Source organism: Hymenobacter sp. (assembly GCF_036387835.1).
Lineage (GTDB): Bacteria > Bacteroidota > Bacteroidia > Cytophagales > Hymenobacteraceae > Hymenobacter.
On record NZ_DASVSY010000125.1, the window covers coordinates 13,819 to 37,065 of the forward strand.

General features: G+C 57.9%; 18 protein-coding genes. 6 read left to right on the top strand and 12 right to left on the bottom strand.

The annotated features are described in order from the left end of the window. Window positions 1-31: 31 nt before the first annotated feature. The 11 genes from VF639_RS25195 to VF639_RS25245 form a co-directional block, all read right to left on the bottom strand. Entirely contained in the window at window positions 32-1,090 is a 1,059-nt protein-coding gene (locus tag VF639_RS25195; protein WP_331148749.1) for a glycoside hydrolase family 88/105 protein, read from the bottom strand. A gap of 305 nt (window positions 1,091-1,395) precedes the next feature. Then, a complete protein-coding gene (locus VF639_RS25200; protein WP_331148731.1) occupies window positions 1,396-4,266 on the bottom strand; it encodes a glycoside hydrolase family 2 protein in 2,871 nt (956 codons plus the stop codon). Between the two features lie 143 nt (window positions 4,267-4,409). Beyond that, a complete protein-coding gene (locus VF639_RS25205; protein WP_331148732.1) occupies window positions 4,410-6,068 on the bottom strand; it encodes a glycoside hydrolase family 28 protein in 1,659 nt (552 codons plus the stop codon). 269 nt (window positions 6,069-6,337) lie between these two features. Continuing rightward, entirely contained in the window at window positions 6,338-6,601 is a 264-nt protein-coding gene (locus VF639_RS25210; RefSeq protein WP_331148733.1) for a T9SS type A sorting domain-containing protein, read from the bottom strand. A 46-nt stretch (window positions 6,602-6,647) separates the two neighbouring features. Beyond that, complete coding sequence (locus tag VF639_RS25215) at window positions 6,648-8,168, bottom strand: RagB/SusD family nutrient uptake outer membrane protein (protein WP_331148734.1); 1,521 nt, start codon at window positions 8,166-8,168, stop codon at window positions 6,648-6,650. A gap of 26 nt (window positions 8,169-8,194) precedes the next feature. After that, window positions 8,195-11,404: a SusC/RagA family TonB-linked outer membrane protein gene (locus tag VF639_RS25220; RefSeq protein ID WP_331148735.1), complete on the bottom strand. Its 3,210-nt coding sequence runs from the start codon at window positions 11,402-11,404 to the stop codon at window positions 8,195-8,197. 365 nt (window positions 11,405-11,769) lie between these two features. Continuing rightward, window positions 11,770-11,955, bottom strand: a complete 186-nt coding sequence (locus VF639_RS25225; protein WP_331148736.1) for a hypothetical protein — start codon at window positions 11,953-11,955, stop codon at window positions 11,770-11,772. Continuing rightward, complete coding sequence (locus VF639_RS25230; protein ID WP_331148737.1) at window positions 11,934-12,206, bottom strand: hypothetical protein; 273 nt, start codon at window positions 12,204-12,206, stop codon at window positions 11,934-11,936. Before VF639_RS25230 ends, VF639_RS25225 begins: the two co-directional genes overlap by 22 nt. A 24-nt stretch (window positions 12,207-12,230) precedes the next feature. Next, window positions 12,231-12,377, bottom strand: coding sequence for a hypothetical protein (locus VF639_RS25235; protein ID WP_331148738.1), 147 nt, complete (start codon window positions 12,375-12,377; stop codon window positions 12,231-12,233). 38 nt (window positions 12,378-12,415) lie between these two features. Beyond that, the gene (locus VF639_RS25240) at window positions 12,416-13,642 is read right to left on the bottom strand and encodes an oligogalacturonate lyase family protein (protein WP_331148739.1); all 1,227 of its coding nucleotides are present in this window, start codon (window positions 13,640-13,642) and stop codon (window positions 12,416-12,418) included. 24 nt (window positions 13,643-13,666) lie between these two features. Next, window positions 13,667-14,458: a polysaccharide deacetylase family protein gene (locus tag VF639_RS25245; RefSeq protein ID WP_331148740.1), complete on the bottom strand. Its 792-nt coding sequence runs from the start codon at window positions 14,456-14,458 to the stop codon at window positions 13,667-13,669. A gap of 459 nt (window positions 14,459-14,917) precedes the next feature. Between VF639_RS25245 and gndA the strand changes: the two genes are divergently transcribed. From gndA to pgl, 4 genes are all read left to right on the top strand, one after another. Continuing rightward, entirely contained in the window at window positions 14,918-16,387 is a 1,470-nt protein-coding gene (gene gndA / locus VF639_RS25250; protein WP_331148741.1) for an NADP-dependent phosphogluconate dehydrogenase, read from the top strand. A 134-nt stretch (window positions 16,388-16,521) separates the two neighbouring features. Next, window positions 16,522-16,986, top strand: coding sequence for a DinB family protein (locus tag VF639_RS25255; protein WP_331148742.1), 465 nt, complete (start codon window positions 16,522-16,524; stop codon window positions 16,984-16,986). Window positions 16,987-17,171: 185 nt separating this feature from the next. After that, window positions 17,172-18,689: a glucose-6-phosphate dehydrogenase gene (zwf, locus tag VF639_RS25260; RefSeq protein WP_331148743.1), complete on the top strand. Its 1,518-nt coding sequence runs from the start codon at window positions 17,172-17,174 to the stop codon at window positions 18,687-18,689. Beyond that, entirely contained in the window at window positions 18,689-19,420 is a 732-nt protein-coding gene (gene pgl, locus VF639_RS25265; protein ID WP_331148744.1) for a 6-phosphogluconolactonase, read from the top strand. Before zwf ends, pgl begins: the two co-directional genes overlap by 1 nt. Before the next feature lie 102 nt (window positions 19,421-19,522). Here the strand turns inward: pgl and rpiA are convergent, their stop codons facing one another. Next, a complete protein-coding gene (rpiA, locus tag VF639_RS25270) occupies window positions 19,523-20,272 on the bottom strand; it encodes a ribose-5-phosphate isomerase RpiA (protein WP_331148745.1) in 750 nt (249 codons plus the stop codon). A gap of 959 nt (window positions 20,273-21,231) precedes the next feature. Between rpiA and VF639_RS25275 the strand changes: the two genes are divergently transcribed. Together VF639_RS25275 and VF639_RS25280 are read left to right on the top strand one after the other, a co-directional pair. Continuing rightward, window positions 21,232-21,792, top strand: a complete 561-nt coding sequence (locus VF639_RS25275; RefSeq protein WP_331148746.1) for a gluconate 2-dehydrogenase subunit 3 family protein — start codon at window positions 21,232-21,234, stop codon at window positions 21,790-21,792. After that, the coding region (locus VF639_RS25280; RefSeq protein ID WP_331148747.1) for a GMC family oxidoreductase at window positions 21,779-23,247 on the top strand (1,469 nt) is incomplete at its 3' end. The genes VF639_RS25275 and VF639_RS25280, both read left to right, overlap by 14 nt.

The window sequence follows — 23,247 nt, forward strand, 5'->3', positions numbered from 1 at the left end:
CGCTCAGCATGACGGCCTTCTAGTTCGCCTCTTACTTCATTTTATATATCTCACTACCGGCCAGCAGGAAGCAGCCGAGGCCGTAGTCTTCGAAGTCGGGTTTGCTGGTGTAGCTGACGGGCTGGCCGTCTTTGGGCTCTTTGCCGGTGCCTTGCACGTAGCCGAGGAAGCCGTTGGGGTGCACGCATTCCTTGGCCATGGCGGTCCAGGCTTTGGCGATGATGGGCTGGTACTGCTTGGCGTCGAGCAGGCCGTGGTTGAGGCCCCACGCCATGCCGTAGATGAAGAGGGCCGTGCCAGTTAGCTCTTTGCCGCCGAAGTTGGTCGGGTCGTGGAGGCTGACGTTCCAGTAGCCGTCGGGGCGTTGCAGGGGCGGCAGGGCCTTCATCATGCTCAGGTACATTTGCTCGTATTCGGCGCGGTGGGGGGCGTCTTGGGGCATGATGTCGAGCACGCGGACCATGGCCGCTACCACCCACCCGTTGCCGCGGCTCCAGTAGCAGTCTTCGCCGTTGGGCTCTTTGTAGGGCGGCACGAAGTCTTTGTCGCGCCACCAGAGCTGGTCTTGCGGATTATAGAGGCCGTTGCCGCCGTGCACGGTTTTCGAATAGTTGTAGATACGGTACATCTTCTCGTAGTAGGCGGTATCCTTGTAGAGCACGCCGAGGCGGGCGTACACGGGCATGGCCATTTGCAGGGCGTCAATCCAGTTCCAATCATCGATTTTGGGCGTTTGCACCATGTTGTCGATGCAGGCTTTGATGTCGCGGATGCGCTCGGGCTTGGGGTCGATGTTGTAGAGGTCGAGGTAGGTTTGCCCGCAGCACTGGTCGTCGGCGTTGCGGTCAGCGGTGCCGTTGCGGATGCCCCACTGGTGCTTGGTGCCCCAGTCGACGGCGTAGTCGTAGTAACGCGGCTGCTTGTCGATGCCGTAGAGGGCCATCAGGCCTTCGTAGTACACGGCCCGGGTCCAGATGTGGCTTGGGCGGAGCCGGTTGGTCATGATGTCTTTGCCGGGGTCGGGCCAGAGCTTCATGAAGTAGTCGTTGGTGCGCTGCATGGTTTTGAGCACCGCTTTTTTCTTGGGCATCTTCTGCCCCGATACGCTCACCGAGGACGCAATCAGCAACCCTAGCAACAGGGTTTTCCAGCTTAAGAAATGGTTTTTCAAACGGCTTGATTTCACTTTCAGGGTTGTTGAATGGGCTCGGGTAGCGGCTATTTCGTTCAAGGAAGGGAATCCGCAGGCGTTGGCCGTCCTGTACTGTTCGGTGCACCCCACCCCCGTCCCCTCCCCTCCGGGAGAGGGATGCCAGACGACAACCAAACGAGTCGTTGAACGCACCCCTCTCCCGGAGGATGTCGCGCATGAAGCGAGGTGGGACGGGGGTGGGGTTAGAACAACTCGTCCTTGGCCGGGGCTTTGTAGGGCTGCGGGGTGGCGTTGGATTTGGGGAGGCCGAAGAAGAAGTACAGCGTGCGCTTCGAAGGGGCGCTGACGTGGTTTAGCTCGCTGTTGGGGCCGAGGTTTTTAGTGTTGGCGTCGATGTTGAGGGCCAGCTTGGTGCCGAGTGGCGGAATGGTTTCCAGGAACGACAGGTTGCCGACGGGTAGCGTCGGGTAGGGTTTCACGCCCGACAAACCGTAGAAATCGAAGAGGCGCACGAACAAACCTTTGTCGGGAGTGGCGACCAGGAACTTGCCTTCCACGGTGTTCATTTCCAGCCAGGTAATGTCGGCGAAGTAGCCTTTGAACTCGGGGTAAATCCAGGGGGCGGCGCCGGTTTGCGTGTTATTGTAGGCGTTTTCCCACACGTTTTCAGTCACGCCCTGAAGGCGGTTTTTCCAGACGCGGTACGGGCCTTTGCCGAGCCACTTGGCGCCGAGCACGTAGTTTTCGGGGTAGGTGAAGCTGATGCCGGTGAAAGGCAGGTCGCCGGCTACGGCGTATTCGTAGTCGAGGCGCAGCCAGCCGTTGCCGTCCATCTTCCAGCGCATGGTTTTCAGGTCACCCTGGTAACTCATTTCCACCACTTCGCCATCGGGCTCGGTGCGGCGCTTCAGGCCGGTGAAGGTGGCATTTCCACTTACCAATATGGGGCCTTTGCCGAAGCTGAGCTTGTCGCCGCTGTTGCCTTTCACGTCCTGGATTTCGCCGGTTTTCTTGTTGAAGCCGACCGTGATGCCCGCGGCTTGCAGCGTGAGCGTGCTGTCGGTTTCGGTGGCGGCTACGGGCGGCTGCTTTTCCGTACCGGGCAAGATGTTGCGCAGCAGGCGCGTGTTGGAGCCGGTTTTCCAGGTCCACTTGTACACCAGGTTTTTTTGCGGGTCGAAGGCGGAAAGCACCAAGGCGTCGTAGTCCTGCCAGTTTTTGGGCAGCTTCAGCTTCAACTCTCCCCGCCCAAGCGGCGCCACCGACGGCGACGCGACGCGGCTTTTCTGGAGCGTGGTGGAACCCGTGAATACTTCGCCCGGCTGGCGGTAGTTCACCAATTCCCACTGGAAAAAGCACTGGCTGAGGTTGTTGTAGTGGTAGCGGTTTTCCACCGGAATCGTGCCCTTGAACTTGGCGGGCAACTCCTTCAGGTTGATCTTGATGGGCGAGAAAATTTCCCGCAACGCGTAGAAGCTGCCCTCCTTCTCGCGGTGCGGACCTACCACGCCGTCGGGCGCATTCACGCCGTTCACGTCGATGATATTGCGCTGGTCGGTGCGCACGATGCCTTCATCGACCAAGGCCCACAGGAAGCCTCCGCCGGAGCGCTGCGACTTCCAGTGCAGCTCCCAAAAGTCGTACAGACCCACGGCGGCGCCCCCGTCGTCTTGCGCGTGCAGGAACTCGGTGGGCATGTAGATCAGCGAATCGGCGAGAATTTTCTCGGTGCTATAGTAGTTCTCGTAGTGGTTGCAGTCGATGCCGTTGAAGGCGTTGCCGGGGCGGTGGTGGGCGTGGATGACGGGGCGGTTGGAGAGGTCGTAGCGGCCGTAGTCGTCGTCGAGGTCTTTGTTGGTGCCGCCTTCGTTGCCGTTGCTCCAGAAGATGATGCTTGGGTGGTTGACGTCTTTCAGCACCATTTCGCGCACCAGCTTCTCCCCTACTTTGGTGCCGTAGGCTTTCTGCCAGCCGGCCAGCTCGTCGAGCACGTAGAGGCCGAGCGAGTCGCAGAGGTCCAGGAACTCGGCGTCGGGCGGGTAGTGCGACATGCGCACGGCGTTCATGTTCATTTCCTTGACAAGCTTCACGTCCATCAAGTGAATGGAATCGTTGAGGGTGCGGCCGGTTTCGGGCCACCAGCTGTGCCGGTTGATGCCCTTCATTTTCACCTGCGTCCCGTTCACGTAGATGCCCTTACCCCGCCGGATTTCAATGGTGCGAAACCCGAACTTCTCGGTGGTTTGATACAGCGGCTGCCCGCCCGCTTCCAGCCGGATGTTGGTGCGGTACCTATTGGGCGTTTCCGAGGTCCAGAGCCGCGGCTTGCTGATTTTGGTGGTCAGCTTTACCAACGTATCGGTGGCGGCAGCACGGCCTAGTGCGGTGCCCACCACCTGGCCCTGCGCGTCCAGAATATCGGCCTTCACGTCGGTGGCCTGGCGCAGGCCGCGCACGGCTACATTCATGGCAAAAGAACCATCGGCGCGGGCGTTGATAGCGGTGTGGGCAATGAACTGCTTGGGGTAGGCCTCCAGGTACACCGGCCGGAAGATGCCGCCAAACACCCAATAGTCGGCCAGGCGCTCGGCGTTGTTCACGGTAGGCTCGGCCGACATTTTGCTGACTGTTACTTCTAGCAGGTTATCCTGGCCGTACTTTAGCTTATCGGTGAGGTCGTATTTAAAGCGGTAGAACGCGCCCTGGTGAATGGGGCCGGCTAGCTGGCCGTTCACTTTCACTTCGGTGTCGGTCATCGAACCCTCAAACACGACAAACACCTGCTGGCCTTGCCAGGCGGTGGGCACTTTGAATTGGTGCTTGTACTGCCCTTTCTCGTCGGCGAAGCGGAAGTTCTTGCCGTAGGTTTTGTAGTCGCGGCCGTAGTTATAGCTGCCGAAGCCTTGCTGTTCCCAACACGAGGGCACCTGAATGGTGGTCCAGACGCCGCTGCGGCGGCCGCCAGTGCAGTAAAAATCCCACGTGGCAGTGTGCGTGTTGTCGGTGCCGGAGAGGTATTGCACCTGCTTGCGGACCGGCGTTTGGGCGGCCACTGGGGCAGCGGTCCACCACAGCGCCGCCCCACACAGCCAAGACAGTAGATTGGTTTTCATAGAGGAGTGATTTGCGTCCCAACTTAACTTGGAATTTCCCTATGAGTAACCTGTAGTATCCTGCTTGGGGCCCGCCTCGGTTGTTCAACGAGGCCTCCCCCCCGGCCCCCACTCCCCCGGAGAGGGGGCCGGGGGGGAGGCCCCTACCGCTTTGATACCACTACCGCCTTTTTCTTCACGTCCTTACCAAACTCCACCCCGATTTTGGCCTTTGACGTGTCGGTGTTTATTAGGCGTACATTCTTGGCTTTTTCGGCTCCTGACACGCGTAGCAACACCGCCGCGCCGGGGGCGTATTTGATGTTATCGAGCGTGATGTTTTGGCTGTTGTGGACTTCCATGACCGGGTCGGTGCTGGTGGGCAGCAAGGTCACGTTGCGCAGGTTGATGTTGTCGGCTTCGATGCAGACGAGACCCTTTTCGCTTTGCAGCACGGCATTTTCTATGCTGATGTCCTGGATGCTTTTTTCGGGCAGGCCGCGCACCAGAATGCCGGTTTCGGCGCCGTGGCAGGTTACGTTGCGGATCTGGATTTTGCGGAATTGCGGGGTGCCTTCGTCTACGGGTTTGGCGGGCGACACCGGGCGCTCCTTGGAGCCGGCTACTTGCGGCGTCGGATCTTTGATCATATAGTACATGTCGAAGAGGATGGCCTCGCCGGGAATGTCTTTCATGTCGATGTTTTCGATGAAGATGTTCTCGACCACCCCGCCCCGGCCGCGCGTGGTCTTGAAGCGGAGCCCGATGTCGGTACCCATCATCGTAAGGTTGCTCACGTAGATATTGCGCCCCCCGCCCGACATCTCACTGCCAATCACGAAGCCACCGTGGGCCCGGTACACCTTGCAGTTGCGCACCACAAAGTTCTCGGTGGGCATGGCCCGCTTGCGCCCCTGCTCGTTGCGGCCCGACTTGATGCAAATGGCATCATCACCGACGCTGAACGTGCAGCCTTCCACCAGCCCATTTTTGCAAGACTCTAAATCCAGCGCGTCGGTATTGGGCGTGTAGGGCCCGTTGAGCACGTTTACGTTGCGCACCACCACGTCTTCGCTCATCATGGGGTGCAGAGTCCAGGCCGGGGAGTTCTGGAACGTGACGCCTTCGAGTAGTAGCCGTTTACAATGGTCGAGCACCAGCATATCGGGCCGCAGGAAGTCTTTGATTTCCTCGAAATCTTTAACTTCCGATTTGTCTTCGGTGAGCACGCCGGGCTCCTTTACCGTCGTGCCTTTTAGGCTTTGGGCCGAGGGGTACCACCGGTCCTGCTTTTCGTTTAGCGCGCCGCCCGAAGCCACCAGCTGCTTCCACTCGCCTTCGGTGGAGCGGGCTTTCTGCACCATCCACCAGGCCTCGCCGGCCCCGTCCACGATGCCTTTGCCCGTTATAGCTACGTTCTCGAGGTTCTTGCCATAAATCAGCGCTTGATTGCGCACGGCATCGAGCCCCTCCCAATTGGTTTTGTGAAGCTTGTAATCGGCGCGGTTGGCGCTGAATTGCAGCAGTGCGCCTTCTGCCAGATGCAGATTCACGTTGCTGCGCAACTCTACCGGGCCGGTTAGCCACTGCCCGCGCGGCACCAGCACCACGCCTCCCCCCTTCTGGCTGCACGCTTCTATACATTTTTGAAGTGCGGCAGTATTTGGCGTTATGGCATCAGCTACCGCACCATACTTGGCAATGGAAAACGTATCGGCGCGGAAGGAAGTGGTTTTGACGGGTGGCAGATTTGGGACAAAAGATTGAGCGGCAGCTAAGCCAGGGAATGCCAGCAAGCTCAGGAAAGCGAAACGTTTCAACATGGTCGAGTAAGAGCAGAGGAAGGATTTGGGAGGTTAAAGCTACGACGGGAAACAAAATCCGTTCCTAGTCACCCGCCGTGAAAACCGCATAGGCAGAGCCACCATGCAAAACAGCCCGTTGACTACTGGCAGCACCAGGCGACCAGCAGCCAATGGGCTGTTTTGCAAAAGCTTTTACGGAAGCTCGATCTGAGTCTAAAAAGTCGGAAAACTTAACTACGGCGCCTCAGGTAGCAGGATGGACTGACGTCTGCTACTCGCTAGCAGGATCACTGAATCACCAACCGCTGCGGCTTGTCTGAAAAGCCGGGCGCTTGCACCTGTAGCAGATAGACGCCCCCCGACAAAGATGCGGGCAGGTTAAGTTGCGGATTAGCACCGCGCACAGTTTGGGTCAACACCCGGCGGCCGCTCAGATCGGAAATAATCCGGGCCGAACCGCTTGCCGAGGCGGGCAGGTGCAATTTCACTTGGCTGCTGGCTGGATTAGGATACAAAGCAAACTGCTCGGCTTCTGGTTTCGCGTTGGCCATTTCCAAGGCCTGTGGAGCGGAGCGTGGAAGTCACACTCTTCACGCCCTAGTACCCCGGGTTCTGGTCGTAGAGGCCTGGCGCGGCGCTTAGCTCCGACTGCGGCACCGGGTAGATGATTTGATTGGCATCGATGTTCCGGGCCATGCGGTTGCGCGTATCTTCCACCGGAATCCAGGCGTTCATGCGGGTCAGTACCAATCCTTCGCGTACCAGGTCGTGCCAGCGGGAGCCCTCGCCGGCTAGCTCACGGCGGCGTTCCTCCATGAGTTGCGGCAGGGTCACGTTGGTGAGTTTGGTCGTGACGCCGGCGCGGGCCCGCACTTGGTTCACAATGTTGTCTACATCGGTTTGGGTACCGCCTACGCCGTGCAGAATGCACTCGGCCTTCATCATCAGCAAATCGGTGTAGCGGAGTACAATCCAGTTGATGGGCCAATCGAGGCGGCCAGGACCCCGCAGGTTTTCGTTGAGGTACTTCTTCATCAGCCAGCGCGTTTCGCGGAAGCCCGTGGTGCTCACGTAGCCTTCGGCGAAGTTGAACGTCTTGCGCACGTCACCGGCCGAGTACGAGTTCAGCAGGTCGTTGGCAATAGGCCGGATTTCGAGCCCGCCCGAGGCGTACGGGATTTTCAGGAACGTGAAGTAGGCATCGGGCACCAGCAAACCCGGAAAGTCGCTGCCTAGTCCGGTGCCGCCGCCCTGAAACTGGATGTCGAAGACAACTTCCCGGTTGTTTTCGTTGGTGTACGAGAAGATATCGGGGTAGGAAGCCAGAAACGAGTACTTGCCGCTGTTGAGCACGTCGTTGAGCAGCGGCAAAGCCAGGTTGTACTCGTTGGTGTTAAGGCCCGGCCCTTCGATGCCGTAGGTTGGCCCCGAACGAGTTAGGTACACCAGCGCCAGCAAACTTTTGGCGGCGTTGGCCGTGGCCCGGCCCACGTTAGGCTTATCGGCCGATACGGCGTTGTCGTAGGTGGCGGGCAGCGAGCTGATAGCGGTTTGCAGATCGGAAATAATCAGCTTGTACACGTCTTCCACCGGGCTCCGCGGAATCTTGGCCACGGCATCAGGCAGCAGCGCTGTTTCATAGACAGGCACCTTACCGAAAAAGCGAACCAGGTCGAAGTAGTAGAAAGCGCGCAGAAACTTCGCCTCGCCCTCCAGGCGCGGGCGGGTGGCGTCGCTGACCGCGCTGCCGTTCAGCGCCAGCTGATCCAGCACCGTATTCACCCGGAAAATGCCCCGGTAGTTGGTGGTCCACGCTTCCGCCACGTAGGGGTTGTTGACCAGCGCCGTCGAGAAGTTGTTCACCGGGGCCCAGTCGCGCACTCCAAGGTCATCGACGCCGTAGATGTTGTCGGAACGGGTTTCCGAAAGGTTGAGGGCCCGGCTGGGGTAGCCGGTGAGCGGCTGATACGCCGCGGCTAGCGCTTGGTCGAAGTCAGCCTGGCTGCGGTAGAACGTGGGGGTTGAGCCGCTGGAAAGTGGATTTTGATCTAGCTCTTTCTCGCAGCCGCTTAGCATAAGCCAAGTCGCTGCCGCTAGCAGATATATCGTCTTTTTCATGGGATGCAGGAGAAGTAAGGCGAAGCTTAAAAGGTGACGTTAAGCCCGACAATCAGCGACTTGGTTAGGGGCAGGCCGCCATAGTCCACGCCCACGGGGAAGCTGTCGTCGCCGCCGGCGGTGTTCACGGCTTCGGGGTTGAGGCCCCCGGTGTACTTGTCGTGCCCAAAGAAATTCTCGGCCGTTACGTAGATGCGCGCACCCTGCGCAACACTTTTCTTGATGAGCAGCCCGAGGTCGTAGCCCAGCGTGATGCTGCGGATGCGGTAGTAGTCCGATGAGTACAACCAGTCGGTGTTTTTGATGCGGCCGAAGGTGGAGTACGCCTTGCCGCGCAAGCCAGCGCCGGGGTCTTCGGGGGAGCGCCACCGGTCACGGTAGAGGCCGAGCACGTTGTCGGGCTGGCCGGTACCGGTGCGGTCCACGGCCCGGCCGAACAGCGAGTAGATAGAGCCGCCATTCTGGCCCTGCACCAGCACGCTCAAATCGAAGCCTTTGTACTTGAAGCTGTTCGTGACGCCCCAGCTATAGTCGGCGTTGGGGTGACCCACAATCTGGCGGTCGTTGGCGTCAATCTTGCCGTCGCCGTTGTAGTCCACGTACTTCGGGTCGCCCACGGTTTGCGCGCCGTAGAGGGCCGCGCCGTTGTCGAGGTCAGCCTGGGAGATGATACCATCTTGCTTCACCACGTAAATGCTGTAGAGCGGCTGGCCCACTTGCAGGATGTTGTTGGGAATATCGAAGGCCGAAAGTACTTGAATAGGGGCATTGCTGGCACCCAAGCGCACCACCTTGTTGGTGTTGTGGCTCACGTTGAGAGAGGTAGTCCACTGGAAGGCACCCACAAAGTTGCGGCTGGTTATCTCCAACTCCTGCCCGCGGTTCAGCACTTCCCCAATGTTGGTAAGTTGCGTAGCGAAGCCCGCCCCGGCCAAAATCGGAATGTTCAGGAGCAGGTCTTTGCTGGTTTTGGTGTAGTAGTCGAACGAGCCCGTGATGCGGTTTTTCAGCAGCCCGAAGTCAAAGCCCACGTCGTAGGTGCGCGACCGTTCCCACTTCAAGTCAGGGTTGTTGACGCGGTTCGGGGCTTGGCCGTTGAACTGCGTGCCCCCGTAGGTGTAGTTGTAGATGCCGAGCGTGGCAATGCTGCTGTAGTCGCCGATGCCGTTGTTGCCGGAGTAGCCCACGCTGGCCCGCAGCTTCAGGTCGCTGATTGGGGTCAGGCTTTGCATAAAGTTTTCCTGCGAGATGCGCCAGCCCAGCGAAGCCGCCGGGAAGACACCGAACTTGGTGTTCTGACCGAACCGCGACGAGCCGTCGCGCCGGATACTGGCCGACGCCAGGTACTTGCCGCCGAAAGCGTACTGCAAGCGCCCGAAGTAGGAAATCAGGACGTTCTGGGTTTCGGTGGTGTAGTTGTTGGCCGTGCCGCTGATAGTGGTAGCAGCGTTCAGCGTCGTGACGGCGCTGTTCACAAACCCGTTGGAAGCTGACAAGGCCTGCGCATTTAGCTTGGTGAAGTTGTAGGAGTAGCCGGCCAACCCCGTCAGGTCGTGCTTGCCGCCGAGCGTTCGGGAGTAAGTCAGCGTGTTCTCATTCACGAAGGTTTGCTTGCGGAATGAGCTGAACGAACCCGAGGCCTGTCGGTTGCCCAAGCTGCCGTTCACGAAAGCCGGGCTGTAGGCCTTGGACTCGGCGTCGGTGTTGTCGAGGTTGGCGGTGGAGCGGAACGCCAGGTTTTTGATAGGCTGAAACTCGGCGTAGATAGTACCCAGCGTGCGCAAAGTGCGGGTATCGCCGATGGCGTTTTCCAGGACCCGGATCGGGCTGTTGCGCGTGAAGCCCCAGGCGTAGTTGGTGAAGTCGCCGGTGTTGGTGTTCAGCCCCGCCGCGCTTTCCACCACGGGTGAGGTGGAAATAATATTTTGCATCAAGTTGTCTTTGCCTTCCACCCCAGGGTCCTGGCTGATGGAATAGGAAGGCGAGATGTTCAAGCCAAACTTAAACTTGTCGCTGGCCTTCACTTCCACGTTGGCGCGGGCCGAGTAGCGCTTGTAGCCTAGCCCAATCACCACGCCATCCTGCTTCTGGTAGTCGCCGGAAACGTAGTAGTTCACGAAGTCGCTCGCGCCGCTGGCCGAAAGCTGCACGTCCTGCGTGAAACCGGTCCGGAACGCCTTGTCCTGCCAGTCCACGTAGTCGAGGCCGGGATGGCCCGGCTGCAGCCATCGGTCGTCGATCATCAGGGTGGGGTTGATGGTGTTGACGCGCAGAATGGCCTGGCGCTCGGCCGTGGTCTGGCTGGCCAGGCGGCCCGTCCCGGAATTGACCCAGTTGGCATTAATCAACTCGATGGAGCGGTCAACCCACTCCTCGGAGTTCAGCATATCTAGCTTGCGGACCGCTTGTACAAAGCCCGCGTAGGTGTTGAAGTTGATTTTGGGCTTGCCCGACCGGCCGCGCTTGGTGGTGATGAGCACCACGCCGTTGGCCGCCCGCGAACCGTAGATGGCCGCCGCGGCGGCATCTTTCAGCACCTCGATGTTCTCGATGTCATTGGGGTTGATGTTGTCGAGCGGGCTGCCGGTCCCAAAACGGCCCGATGAGTTCTGCGAAGCCGCTTCCAACGGAAAGCCGTCGATAACGTATAGCGGCTCGTTGTTGGCGGTGATGGAGCCGGAGCCCCGCACCTGCACCGAAAAGCCGCGGCCCGGCACGCCGGTTGTCTGCTTCACTTGCACGCCCGCCAGCTGCCCCACCAGCGCCTGATCGACGCGGGTTACGGGGCGCTCGGTTAGCTTCTCAGCGTTGAAGGAAGCAATGGCCCCGGTTACGTCGCCCCGCTTCTGCGTGCCGTACCCCACTACTACTACCTCGTCGAGGTTCTTAACGTCTTCGCCGAGCGTGACGGTAACGGGCCCCGGCCCCGCAAAGCTTTGCTCTTTGGTTTGGAAGCCGATGTAACTGAACACCAGAGTGCCGGCTTTCTCGGGCACCGACAGCGTGAAATTGCCATCAGCACCCGTAGACGTGCCGACCGTAGTTCCCTTAAGCACCACCGTTACGCCCGGTAAGCCTTCGTTGGTTTTAGAAACCACTCGGCCAGTTATCTGCCACTCGGCCACCATCTTGGTTGATGCGCGGGCCTGTACGGCGGTTACGCCTGGCCCGGCCAGGAGCAGCAGCGGCACACACACCGCAAGCCGACCGCGCTGCCATTTGTAGTTTGTTTTCATAAGCAGGAAGGGTATAATTCTGAAAGCAAAGAGCTGTTGACGACTATTTCAGTCAGCACTAAGCTATTTTGCCGCCCTCTCGGAACCCTCCTGTACCGTACCGCCTGCGGTGCTTAAAGTGAAATTTATTGTTTAATAAAGAATAAGATTATTTAGCTTTTTAACCTGTTGCCCCACGTACCCTCTCCTTGCCTTGAGTAGTTATTTGTAGCGCGGAAGCCACAGGAAATCCGTTCCGCGACGAGCAGAGCGAGTATCCGGTGCTGCGCCGTATGGCTCATCCGCGTAGGAACTCGCGGTGCTCGTCGTGGAACGGATTTCCTGTGGCTTCCGCGCTACAAAAAGGCTTCTATCCGCGGACCACCTCAGTTTTTCCCCTGCGTTGGGGTGCGCCATTTCTCGGTGCGGAAAGGGGAAGCGGGCAGCCCGGCAGCGTTGTAGAGGTTGGGCTCGGGCGAGATGCTCCACCCGAGGCGTACGGCTACCGGCTGCTTCACCTTCTCACTCCACACCACCATGGTGTTACCTTCTATCTGCGCCTGCGCGGGCACAAACACGCTGTCGGGGCCGGCCTGCCCGTCATCCAATCAGCCTTGCCCTTCGACACCGGGAAGTTCATGTTCGACTGCCCCGAGCACAGCCACACTTCCCCTAGCAGCACATTGTTGACGGTCAGCTTGTTCTTGCCCTGCACCTGAATGGTGTATGGCCCGCCGGCCTTGCCCGTCGGCACGCGCACCAGCCAGTTGCCGTCATTATCGGTCACCACTTTGCGGGGCGTTTTCTGCCAGCCTACCGTCACGGTTACAGCCTCGCCCGGCGCGGCTCACCCCCACAGCGCCACCTCCATTTTCTGCTGCAACACCATGTTGTCAGTCATCAGGGCCGGCAGTGTTACATCGGCGCGGGAGACGAGCGGCAACAACAAAAACAAAGAGAAAAGCAGGCTACAGGAAGTTTTCAAGGAAGGCATGATCAGGCTGATTGGAACGAGGGTTAGTGCCCAAGCATCTACATAGTAGCTTTGGCTACTTCCACGGCGTAGATCTGGCTTTTCCCCTCGAAATTGGCCCGGAAGATGATCCACTTCTCATCGGGCGAAAAGTGCACGTTAGGCTCTAAATCATAGTCGTGCTTTTTCATGTTTACTAGCTTCTCCGCCGTAAACTTGAGGCCCTGCGGCCGCAGCAAATAAATCCACTTGCCGTCGGGTGCTTTGGCTACCGACGTTTCGTCGCCCCCGTCGCCAGCAAAGAGCCGCTGGCTCGGCGAAATCGTGTAGTGCACCGACCACTCGTTGCGCTCTAGCTGGCACTTTCTTTCGTAGCCGTTTTTCAGGTCGGTGCCGGTTACGTAGAAGGTTTCGCCGCGCGGCAGCTGCTGGTCGTACCAGATGGTTTTGCCATCGGGACTGAAGAACTCATGGCCGGCAATTTCCATGTCGATGGTGCGCTTGTGTACCAGCTTCACGTCCTTGCTTTTGATGTCGATGGTCCAGATGCGGTCCACCTTGTGCCAGGGGCCTTCGTGGCAAAACATGAGTAACTGCGGGTTGGTGGGCGAAAACTGCACGTGGTTCAGCCAGGCCTTGTCGGTGAAAATCTTGTCGAGCTGCCCGTTTTGCACGTTCACCGTGAAGAGCGTGCGCGGCAGTTTGGCCTCATAAATTCGGTCGAAAAAGTCACTCTTGGCCGGGTACTTCTTTGTAATTTCCTTTTCCTCGTCGGTCGCCCAGGCGCCGCCGAGCAGCGTTTCGTCGGCGTTGAGGGTGGTGATGGTGGCTTTGAAATCGGCGGGGAACACGAAAATCAGCCGGGTCTTTTTGGTGTCGACGTGGGTGGCGTACACACTGTCGCCGGTCTGATAAAACACTTCCCGGCGCTTGGGGGCCACAATTTCGCCGCTCACCGTATCGAAGGCCCGGGTCAGCGGCTCGCTCTGCCGGGTCTTGAGGTTGACTACGTAGAGCTGCTTACCCTGCGAGGTTTTGTGGTAGTACACCATCTTGTCGCCCTCCCGGCCCGTCTTTTTCAGGAAGGGATTGTTGTGAAAGTAGAAGCTTTCGTTTTCGCCGCTCAGACCGCTTAGCCGCACAATCCGGTGGCCGGTCGATTCGTCGATCCATTCGGCGGCGGCCATGGGCTTCTGCCCACCGGTGGCCAGGGTTGGCTGCGCCTGCGTACGCAACCCAAGGTGGAGCAGACCACCGAGTAAAAGGACGGGCAAGGTTATTTTCATGAATACACTATCGTTGCGGGGTGGTTACTTTAACTGGTCGTACTTGGGTTGGATGGTGCGCAGCGCCTCCGGCACGTTTATGTACCGGCTTAAATCGCGCAGGGCAATGACTTGGTAGTGGTTGTCGCGTAAATATTTCAAATATTCCTCTAATAATGCTGGCGGCGTTGTAACCCATTCGTGGGCGTTGTCGGGCACCCCGTGTACGGTAAGCACCACAATCTTGCCGCCGCGGGCCTGCTGGACTATTTTCTTGATGTCGAGCTTATCGGCAATAGCGGTGCTGAAGCTCGGAATCAGGTACGGGTGGTCGGTGGTGGGGTCGTAGGTTCGGCGGCCCCCGGCGCGGGCAAACTGGTAGCCCTGCGCCTGTAGCACCGCCAGGGCAGTGGGGTGCGTATCGTAGCCCGGATAAGCAAAGGTGACGGGCTTGGGGAGGCCGTAGGTGGCGCAGCGCAACGCAATGGAATCGAGTTCGGCTTGGAATTGCGCGGCCGTCATTTTGTTGACGTGCCGGTGCGTGAGCGTGTGGCTGGCCACCTCGAAACCCGCCTGGTGCAGCTGCGCTATCTGCGGCCAGCTCATGTACTTGGTTTTGTCGGCGAAATCGGGCGGGAACTCGCACACGAAAAATGTGCCCCCAAACCCGTACTTCTTCAGCAGCGGCGCCACCGTCGTGGCATGGCTCACCACCCCATCATCGAAAGTAAGCACCACCAGCTTGTCCGGAATGGGCTGGCGGAGCACCTGCGCGCCAGCATCCGGGGCCGCCCCCAACCAAGCCAGCCAGAACATCATCAGGAAAACTCGCAGCACGGGTAGTGAAAATGAGAGTGGAATACGGCTGAAGCCGCTTGAAATCAGAGGTGAAAACAAGAAGCTGGTTTTCAGCGGAGAAAAGGTCCGGCGTAGTTGATGATAGAACGTCATGCGGAGGCCACGAAGCATCTCGCGTGCTGGCTATGGGTGCTAATCAAACATCAGCAAGCCTCCGCATGACAATACTACTTTAACATTACAACGCAAACGTGAAAAACGCCCCTGCGCCGGCAGCAACCAGCTAACAACTTCTAATCCTAAACTATACTAAAGAAGCACAATAGTAGCCGTCGACTATCCTGTACTCTTGGGCAAGACGTATTTCGAACAATGCAGGCGCCTTAACGGTACAAGTCAGTTCAGTCACAGAAAAGGAATGTACCTTTTCGGCGCTCTTGCCTTCTTTTCAGCTTCCTCACAACCAGGGCCTGCCCTACCAAACAAATCCGCAACACGATGAGCGCAACGCCAACCAAGTACTCCTTTGGCATGATCGGCCTGGGAACGATGGGTCGTAACTTATTGCTGAACCTGGCCGACCACGATTTTGCCGTGGCCGGCTACGACAAAGACGCCACTAAAGTGCAGCTGCTCGCCGAAGAAGGCAAAGACCTGCCCGTGCAAGGCTTTTCTACGCTTCCCGAGTTTATCGAGAGCCTGCAAACGCCCCGCTCGATTATGATGCTGGTTCCGGCCGGCAAAATCGTGGACAGCGTTATCGACGAGTTGCGGCCCTTGCTCAGCCAGGGCGACATCATCATCGACGGCGGCAACTCCCACTTCACCGACACCGAACGGCGCGACCAAGCACTGAAAGCCGAAGGTCTGCACTTCTTCGGGATGGGCATTTCGGGCGGCGAAGAAGGCGCCCGGTTTGGTCCAAGCATGATGCCCGGCGGCGACAAGCAAGCCTACGAAACCATGCGGCCCATGCTGGAAGCCGTGGCGGCCAAGGTAGACGGGGCGCCCTGCGTAACCTACATCGGGCCGGGCGCGGCGGGCCACTTCGTGAAGATGGTGCACAACGGCATCGAGTACGGCCAGATGCAGCTGATTGCCGAAACCTATGAAATTCTAAAAAAAGGCCTGAAGCTTGACAACGAGGCTATTGGACAAGTATTTGCACAGTGGAATGGGGGCCGGGCGCAGTCCTTCCTGCTCGATATCACCAAGGATATTTTCAAGTACATCGCGCCCGATACCGACCACCTGCTGCTCGACGACATCAAAGACGAGGCCCGCTCGAAAGGCACCGGCAAATGGACCTCGCAGATTGCCATGGACCTCACCGCCCCCATTCCCACCATCGATACGGCGGTGTCTATGCGCGACGCTTCACGTTTCAAGGCGCTCCGGGAGCAGCTGGCCGGCTTATACAGCCAGAACGATGCGCTGGCGCTGGACGTGGATAAGGACGCTTTTCTTGGCAGCCTGGAGCAAGCTTTCTACTTCAGCATGATCCTGAGTTATGCCCAAGGCATGCACATGCTGGCTAAGGCATCGGAAGAGTATGGCTACGAGCTGAAACTGGCCGAAATTGCTAAGATTTGGCGGGGCGGCTGCATCATCCGGTCGAGCTTCCTGAACGACATTTTCAACGCCTACCAGAGCACGCCCGACCTCGCGCATTTGCTGCTCGACCAGCAAGTGCAGCGCCTGGTAACGGAAGTGGTGCCCGGCGCCCGCACCGTGGTAAGTGCCGCCGTAACGGCCGGCATTGCGGTACCTGGCTACGCCTCCACCCTGAGCTACTTCGATATTTTCCGCACTGCCCGCATGCCTTCCAACCTCATCCAGGCACAGCGCGACTACTTCGGGGCACATACCTACGAGTTGATTGGGCACGAAGGCGTTTTCCACACCCAATGGGCACCCGAGCATGAAGATGCCACCTTCAAAAAAGATGCGCAGGTGGAAGAAAACTAGGGGGAGCAGCCGGTAATCCCAAACAAGTAAGGCGGGCGCAGAAAGAGGGAATACGGCATTCTGAAATCCTGTTTTTTGCCTTGCTCTCGTCTCCGCCGGGTGGGAGCTAAAGCCACAGCACTTCGCAAAAAGCCATGATGCAAATCGATAGTGGGAAGCTGTTTGCTAATGCGCTGGACACCTTCAAGGCGTTTGATAACTTAACCATTGAGAGCAGTGGTTTAGGGCAAGAACAGTTTCCCACCAGCGTCTGGCAGATCCTCAACCATCTAATCAGGTGGCAAGCCAGCCAGTTAGGTGAGCTGCAAGGCATCCCTCCTGCGCAACCCATCAATGAGGTGACTACCTGGATCAGCCAGCGGGCTCCATCAAGTGAAGCGTTGCTGCAAGAGGCCGTCGCGCAATTCAATGGGCAGCTTGCAGCTCTTCACACCGAGCTAGACCACATAGCCGGTACCGAAGGCGCCGCAGGCAAGTTGAAAATCATTCAGGAGGTAGCCTTGCACTTGGCTTTTCATGTAGGAGAAGTAGTCTTGGTTAGAAGGCTCCAAGGAAGCTACCCGTTACCTGATCAAATGAAGTCATTCCTGCAATCCTAACGAGGCCTACTTCCAGTGAACAGCAACTTAACTCTGGCTACTGCTGGTAGCGCCGTTCTTCTTTGCCAGCTCCCAACCAACTGCATTTCAATCTATTTTCTTAACGTGCTTCATTCCGGATTTCAGAGAGGATAGCAGGTCTTGTTTCTCCACTCCATCCGTCACTCTCCAAGCAAGCAGCAAGCATGAATCCCAACGAAAAAGTAGCGCCTACCATCTTCGTCATTTTTGGCGGCACCGGCGACCTGAATGCGCGCAAGCTGGCGCCCGCGCTGTATAATTTGTTTTTGGATGGCTGGCTGCCCGAGCAGTTTTCCATCATTGGCACGGGTCGTACCAAGCTCAGCGACGAGGACTTTCGCAAAAAGCTTCTCGACGACATCAACCAGTTTTCGCGCACTGGCAAAGCCAAGCCGGAGCAGTGGGAAACCTTCTCGAAGAATCTGTTCTACCAGGTTTCCGACTTGAACGATGCCGAAACCTACAAGGAATTTGGCACCCGGATTCAGGTGCATGAAACCGAATGGCACGCCAAGGCCAATGTCATCTACTACCTGGCCGTAGCGCCCAATTTCTTTCCCATCATTGCCGAAAACCTGGCCAAGAGCAAGCTGACCAAGGACGCGGAACGCACCCGCATTGTGATTGAGAAGCCGTTTGGCCACGACCTGGAGTCGGCGAAGGCGCTCAACCAGCTGCTCATGCGCATTTTCAACGAGCGGCAGATTTACCGCATCGACCATTACTTGGGCAAGGAAACCGTGCAGAACATCATGGCTTTCCGCTTCGCCAACTCCATCCTGGAGCCCACCTGGAACCGCAACTACATCGACCACGTGCAGATTTCGGTGACCGAGCAGCTAGGCGCCGGCGAGCGGGCCGGCTACTACGACGGCTCCGGTGCCCTGCGCGACATGATTCAGAACCACCTGTTGCAGCTGTTGTGCATTGTGGCCATGGAGCCGCCCGTCAGCTTCAGTGCCGAGGAAGTACGCAACCGCAAAGTGGACGTGCTGCGGGCCATGCGCCGGTTCTCGCCCGAAGACGTGCGCGTTTCCACGGTGCGCGGCCAATACGGCAGCGGCTGGATCGAGGGCAAGGAGGTGCCGGGCTACCGCGAAGAATTGGAGGCAGAATCCAACACCGAAACCTTTGCTGCCGTAAAGTTTTTCGTGGACAATTGGCGTTGGGAAGGGGTACCGTTCTACCTGCGCACCGGCAAGCGCATGCACCAGTCGGCTTCCGTGATTACCATCCAGTACAGGGACGTGCCGCACTTCATGTTTCCGGCTTCCGCAGCCGACAACATCAGCCACAACCGCCTCATCATCAGCATTCAGCCTGAAATGAGCATCCGGCTGCAAGTGCAAGCCAAACGTCCCGGCCTCGATATGGTGCTCAACACCGTAGACATGGTGTTCGACTACAAAGGCACCTACACCAACCAGGCGCCCGAAGCCTACGAAACCCTGCTGCTCGACACCATGCTCGGCGACCAGACGCTGTTCATGCGCGGCGACCAGGTGGAAGAGGCTTGGGACCTGATTATGCCGATTCTGACCACCTGGCAGAACCGCATGAGCCTTAACTTCCCCAACTACTCGGCCGATTCGTGGGGTCCGGAATCGGCGGAAGCCCTCATTGCCCGCGAAGGATTCCACTGGTTTACGCTCCCCGTCAACAACAAGAAAAAACCGGCCTGATGACGCTTCACATTTCTGCGGCCACCACCGAGGTGCTGCACGAGCTAGCAACTTACTTCGTGGCCACGGCCAACCAGGCCATTGCCACGCACAGCCGGTTTTCAGTGGCGCTGTCGGGTGGCAGCTCGCCCAAAAAACTGTACGAGCTGCTGGCCTCCGATGCCTTCAAAGGCCAAGTCGACTGGACCAAGGTGTACTTCTTCTTTGGCGATGAGCGCAACGTGCCGCACACCGACCCGCAGAGCAACTACCTGATGGCTAAAACGGCCTTGTTCGAGCCCCTGCACATCAGCTCCGCACAGACCTTTCCGGTGGATACCAGCTTCCCGCCCGCGCAGGCGGCAGAAGCTTACACCAAAGCCATCAACCAGCATTTCGGTGGCGCGCAAGCCCGCTTCGATTTGATCTTGCTCGGGCTAGGCGACAACTCGCACACCGCCTCGTTGTTCCCCCACACGTCGGTGCTGCGTGACCGTACGGCTAGCGTGCAGGCCCTGTATGTGGAAGAACTAAAGGCGGATCGAATTACGCTCACCGCCCCGCTAATCAACCAGGCCCGCGCCATTGCCTTCCTCGTTTTCGGCGCCGACAAAGCCGCCGCCGTGCGCCACATTCTGGAAGACAAGGAAGACATCGACAACTTCCCCGCCCAACTCATTGCCCCCACCGACGGCGAATTGCACTGGTTCCTGGACACCGCCGCGGCTTCGCAGCTAGAGCAGCAAAAATAGGTAACGCGAAGTTTTACTTCGCGACACGTTAGCACGACTGGCATTGGTACGCTTTGCCGAATGTTCCAGCGTGTCGCGAAGCGAAACTTCGTGTTACTTATTTCAAGGCAGCTCCGCAAAGTCGGCAGCGGGTTTAGGTGCGGAACCGGCCCGTAGCACCTGCACCTGCCCGTCGCGGACGATTAGAGCGGCGCGGGCCAGGCCTAGAAATAAGCCGTGTTCCACGATTCCGGGAATAGTCTTGAGTTGGCGGGCTAGTACCACAGGATCGGGAAGGCGGCCGAAGTGGCAGTCCACCAGCAGATTACCCTGGTCAGAATAGGCGTACTTCTCGGGCTCCTTTTTGTTGGTGCGCACCACCGGGTTGCCTCCTATGGCGGCCACGGCGTCTAGCACCCACGGCAGCGCAAACGCAACCACTTCCAGCGGCAGCGGAAACTGCCCAAGCTGCGCCACAGCTTTCGAGGAGTCAGCTATGACCAGCATGTAGTCGGAAGCAGTGGCTATGATTTTTTCTCGCAGCAACGCTCCGCCCCCGCCCTTTATCAAATTGAGTTGCGGGTCCAGTTCGTCGGCACCATCTACGGTCAAGTTGTAGCGTAAGCCGCGGCGGGGTTCTATCAGGGGAATGCCAAGTTCTCGCGCCAGGTTTTCGCTGGCTACTGAGGTAGCGGTGGCTTGCACACGCAGCTTCCCTGCCTGCACAACCTCACCTAGCTGGCGGATAAAATGCGCGGCCGTGCTGCCCGTGCCCAAGCCCAACAGCATCCCGTCGCGCACCCACCGCAACGCAGCCTGGGCTGTCAGCTGCTTTTCCTGATCTAGTAGCGCTTTGTCTTGCGTTGGTGTCATGGCTTTGGAAGTTAGCGGTTGTTATATCAAGTAGTTAAACCTAGGTACACGGGAAAAAAGCTGCCCCCAAACTTGCCCGAAATGCTATTGACTTACGACAAAAATAACTCATCCGCACCCGCCCGAAATCAACTAAAGCCCAGTAGCGCACCGAGGAAGCCGCCCGTCAGCAGCGCCTCAGCGCTTATACGAGCAGGTGCAGGAGCTGCTGCAAACAGGCACTCTTTCAGGGGTACTTTACGCTATCTATCAACTCCTTTTCTAGCCTGCACTATCAAGGGGTAGCCTAAGGGCAGAAAGTCCAGCAAGGAAATTTAAGTAGCGCCATTTACTGCTACCTCCCCCAATTGGGCGTGGTCACTGGGGCAATGCTGCCAACCTCTGCAGTAAGTGACTTATTTATAATAGTCTATTATTACGAGAGGCTCCATTACTCATGCTCAGGCAGTCCAATGGCCTCGGTGGGCGGCGTAATTCTCCACAACCGTTTGTTGTAACTTTCTTCTGTCTTTTTCAAAAAATGATGCCTAAACCCTACTCTTACGCCTTAGCTTTAATATGGCTTTTAGATTAACGGTAACTTGGTTACTTCTAAAGTCAAATTAAACAGCAGTATCTTCGGACTGACAGCCCGCGCACCGGACTGTATCAAGAAAAATAATATTGCCGGCACGATGTTATCAGGCGACTCATTCGCATAAACCTACTGATAATACAACGGCCAGTCTAGATTTTGAGCACAACAAAACACGGCCGAATGTCTACGTCGGGAACGTAAATCGCACCCTAATGCTTGCCAATTGGTCTTACCGTATTTAATTTTTAAATGGCCAATTACTTGCTTTGCTTCCATTTACTAAGTACCGCGTCAAAAGTAATTTGGTAATTTCAGTTCGTTGTGCTGAGCATGACGGCCTTTTCTAGTACCTGTTTACTTCTGTACAGCACTTAATCTAAATATGAACAGACGATCAGCAGTCCGTAACCTGTCGCTAGTTATTGGAGGTGCTCTCTTACTGCCCTCTTGCTACAAAGAGGCCGCGAAAGAAACTCAGGCGTCTATTGCGCTGAAACACTTAAAGGTGAGCGCCGCCCAGGAAGAGCTATTGGCTCAGGTATGCGAAACCATCCTTCCCAAAACCGACACGCCGGGCGCCAGGGACTTAGGGCTGCACCTGCGCGTGTTAAAAATGCTGGACGACTGCACCTTCAACAAGCATCAGCGCCTGTTTTTTATGGGCTTGAAGCAGCTAGAGAAGACGGCGCAGCTACGCCACAAGCTACCTTTTGCGGAGTGCACTACCCCGCAAAGGCTGGCCCTGCTGCAAAACCACAAGCGGGGTCCAGTCGAGCTGGCAGCCTTTTGCAGCATGGCGCGCCAGCTAACCGTGGACGCCTACACCGGCAGCAAGTACTACATGACCACCCAAGTCGTGTACGAGCTGGTGCCCAGCCGCTACAACGGCTACTTTCCTACTAAAGACCTCGTGCTAAATAAACCGCGCAATGGCCAATCTTAACATCGACAGCGTGAAAGCCCGGAGCTTCGACGTCATCGTCATTGGCTCGGGTATGAGCGGTGGCTGGGCCGCCAAGGAATTCACCGACAAAGGCTTTAAAACTTTGATGGTGGAGCGGGGCCGCAACGTGGAGCACAACAAGGACTATCCCACCACCAACCTCAACCCCTGGGAGTTTCCGCACAACGGCCGGGTGCCGCTGGAAGTGCAGCAGGCCAACCCGGTCATAAGCCGCTGTTACGCTTTCAAAGAAGACGCCATGCACTTCATGGTGAAAGACAATGAGCACCCTTACGTGCAGGAAAAGCCTTTCGATTGGATTCGGGGCTACCAGGTGGGCGGCAAGTCACTGCTGTGGGCCCGCCAAACGCAGCGTTGGAGCAAGTACGATTTTGAAGGCCCAGCTCGCGACGGATTTGCTGTAGACTGGCCCATCCGCTACGATGACCTGGCGCCCTGGTACAGCTACGTAGAGAAGTTTGCCGGCATCAGCGGCAACTCCGATGGTTTGGCTGAGCTGCCGGACGGCGAGTTTTTGCCGGGCTACCCGCTGAATGCGGTGGAGAAATATTTTCAGCAGCACGTCAAAAAAAACTTCCCCAACCGCCACGTCATCAGCGCCCGTTGCGCGCATTTGTCGAAGCCCGAGCCCATTCACTTCGAGCAAGGCCGGGTGCAGTGCCAAAACCGGACGCTGTGCCAGCGTGGCTGCCCGTTTGGCGGGTACTTCAGCGCCAACTCCTCTACCATTCCGTGGGCGCTGAAGTCGGGCCACCTTACGCTGAAGCCCAATCAGGTAGTGCAGACCATTCTCTACGATGAGCAACAGGGCCGCGCCACGGGCATTCGGGTAGTCGACGCGCACACCAAGGCTACTACCGAGTACTACGCGCCTGTGCTGTTTGTGAACGCCGGCGCGCTAAACACCAACCTGCTGCTGCTGAACTCCACTTCACACCGCTTTCCCAACGGTTTGGGCAACGACAGCGGCGTGCTAGGCAAGTTCGTAGCCTTTCATAACTACAGCGCTAAGATTTCAGCGGAGTACGACGGCTTTGCTGACCTGACCACCGACGGGCGCAACCCGGCGGGCGGCGGCTATCTGCCGCGCTTCCGCAACGTGTTCAAGCAAGAAACGGATTTCCTGCGCGGCTATGCCACCAGCTTTGGGGCGGGGCGCGGCCTTTTGAAGCCGGCAATGGGTATCGGCGCCGACTTGAAGCAGCAACTACAGCACCCCGCGCTTGGTCCTTGGACGGTGCGCTCGGGCATGATGGGCGAAACCATCCCGAAGGAAACCAACTACGTGCGCCTCGACCCGACCCGCAAAGATGAGTGGGGCATGCCGCTGTTGTCGGTTTCGGTGGCGTATGATGACAACGATGCCAAGATGAAGCAGGACTTCTTCGAGCAGTTCACGCACATGTACACCAAGGCGGGCTTCACCAACATTCA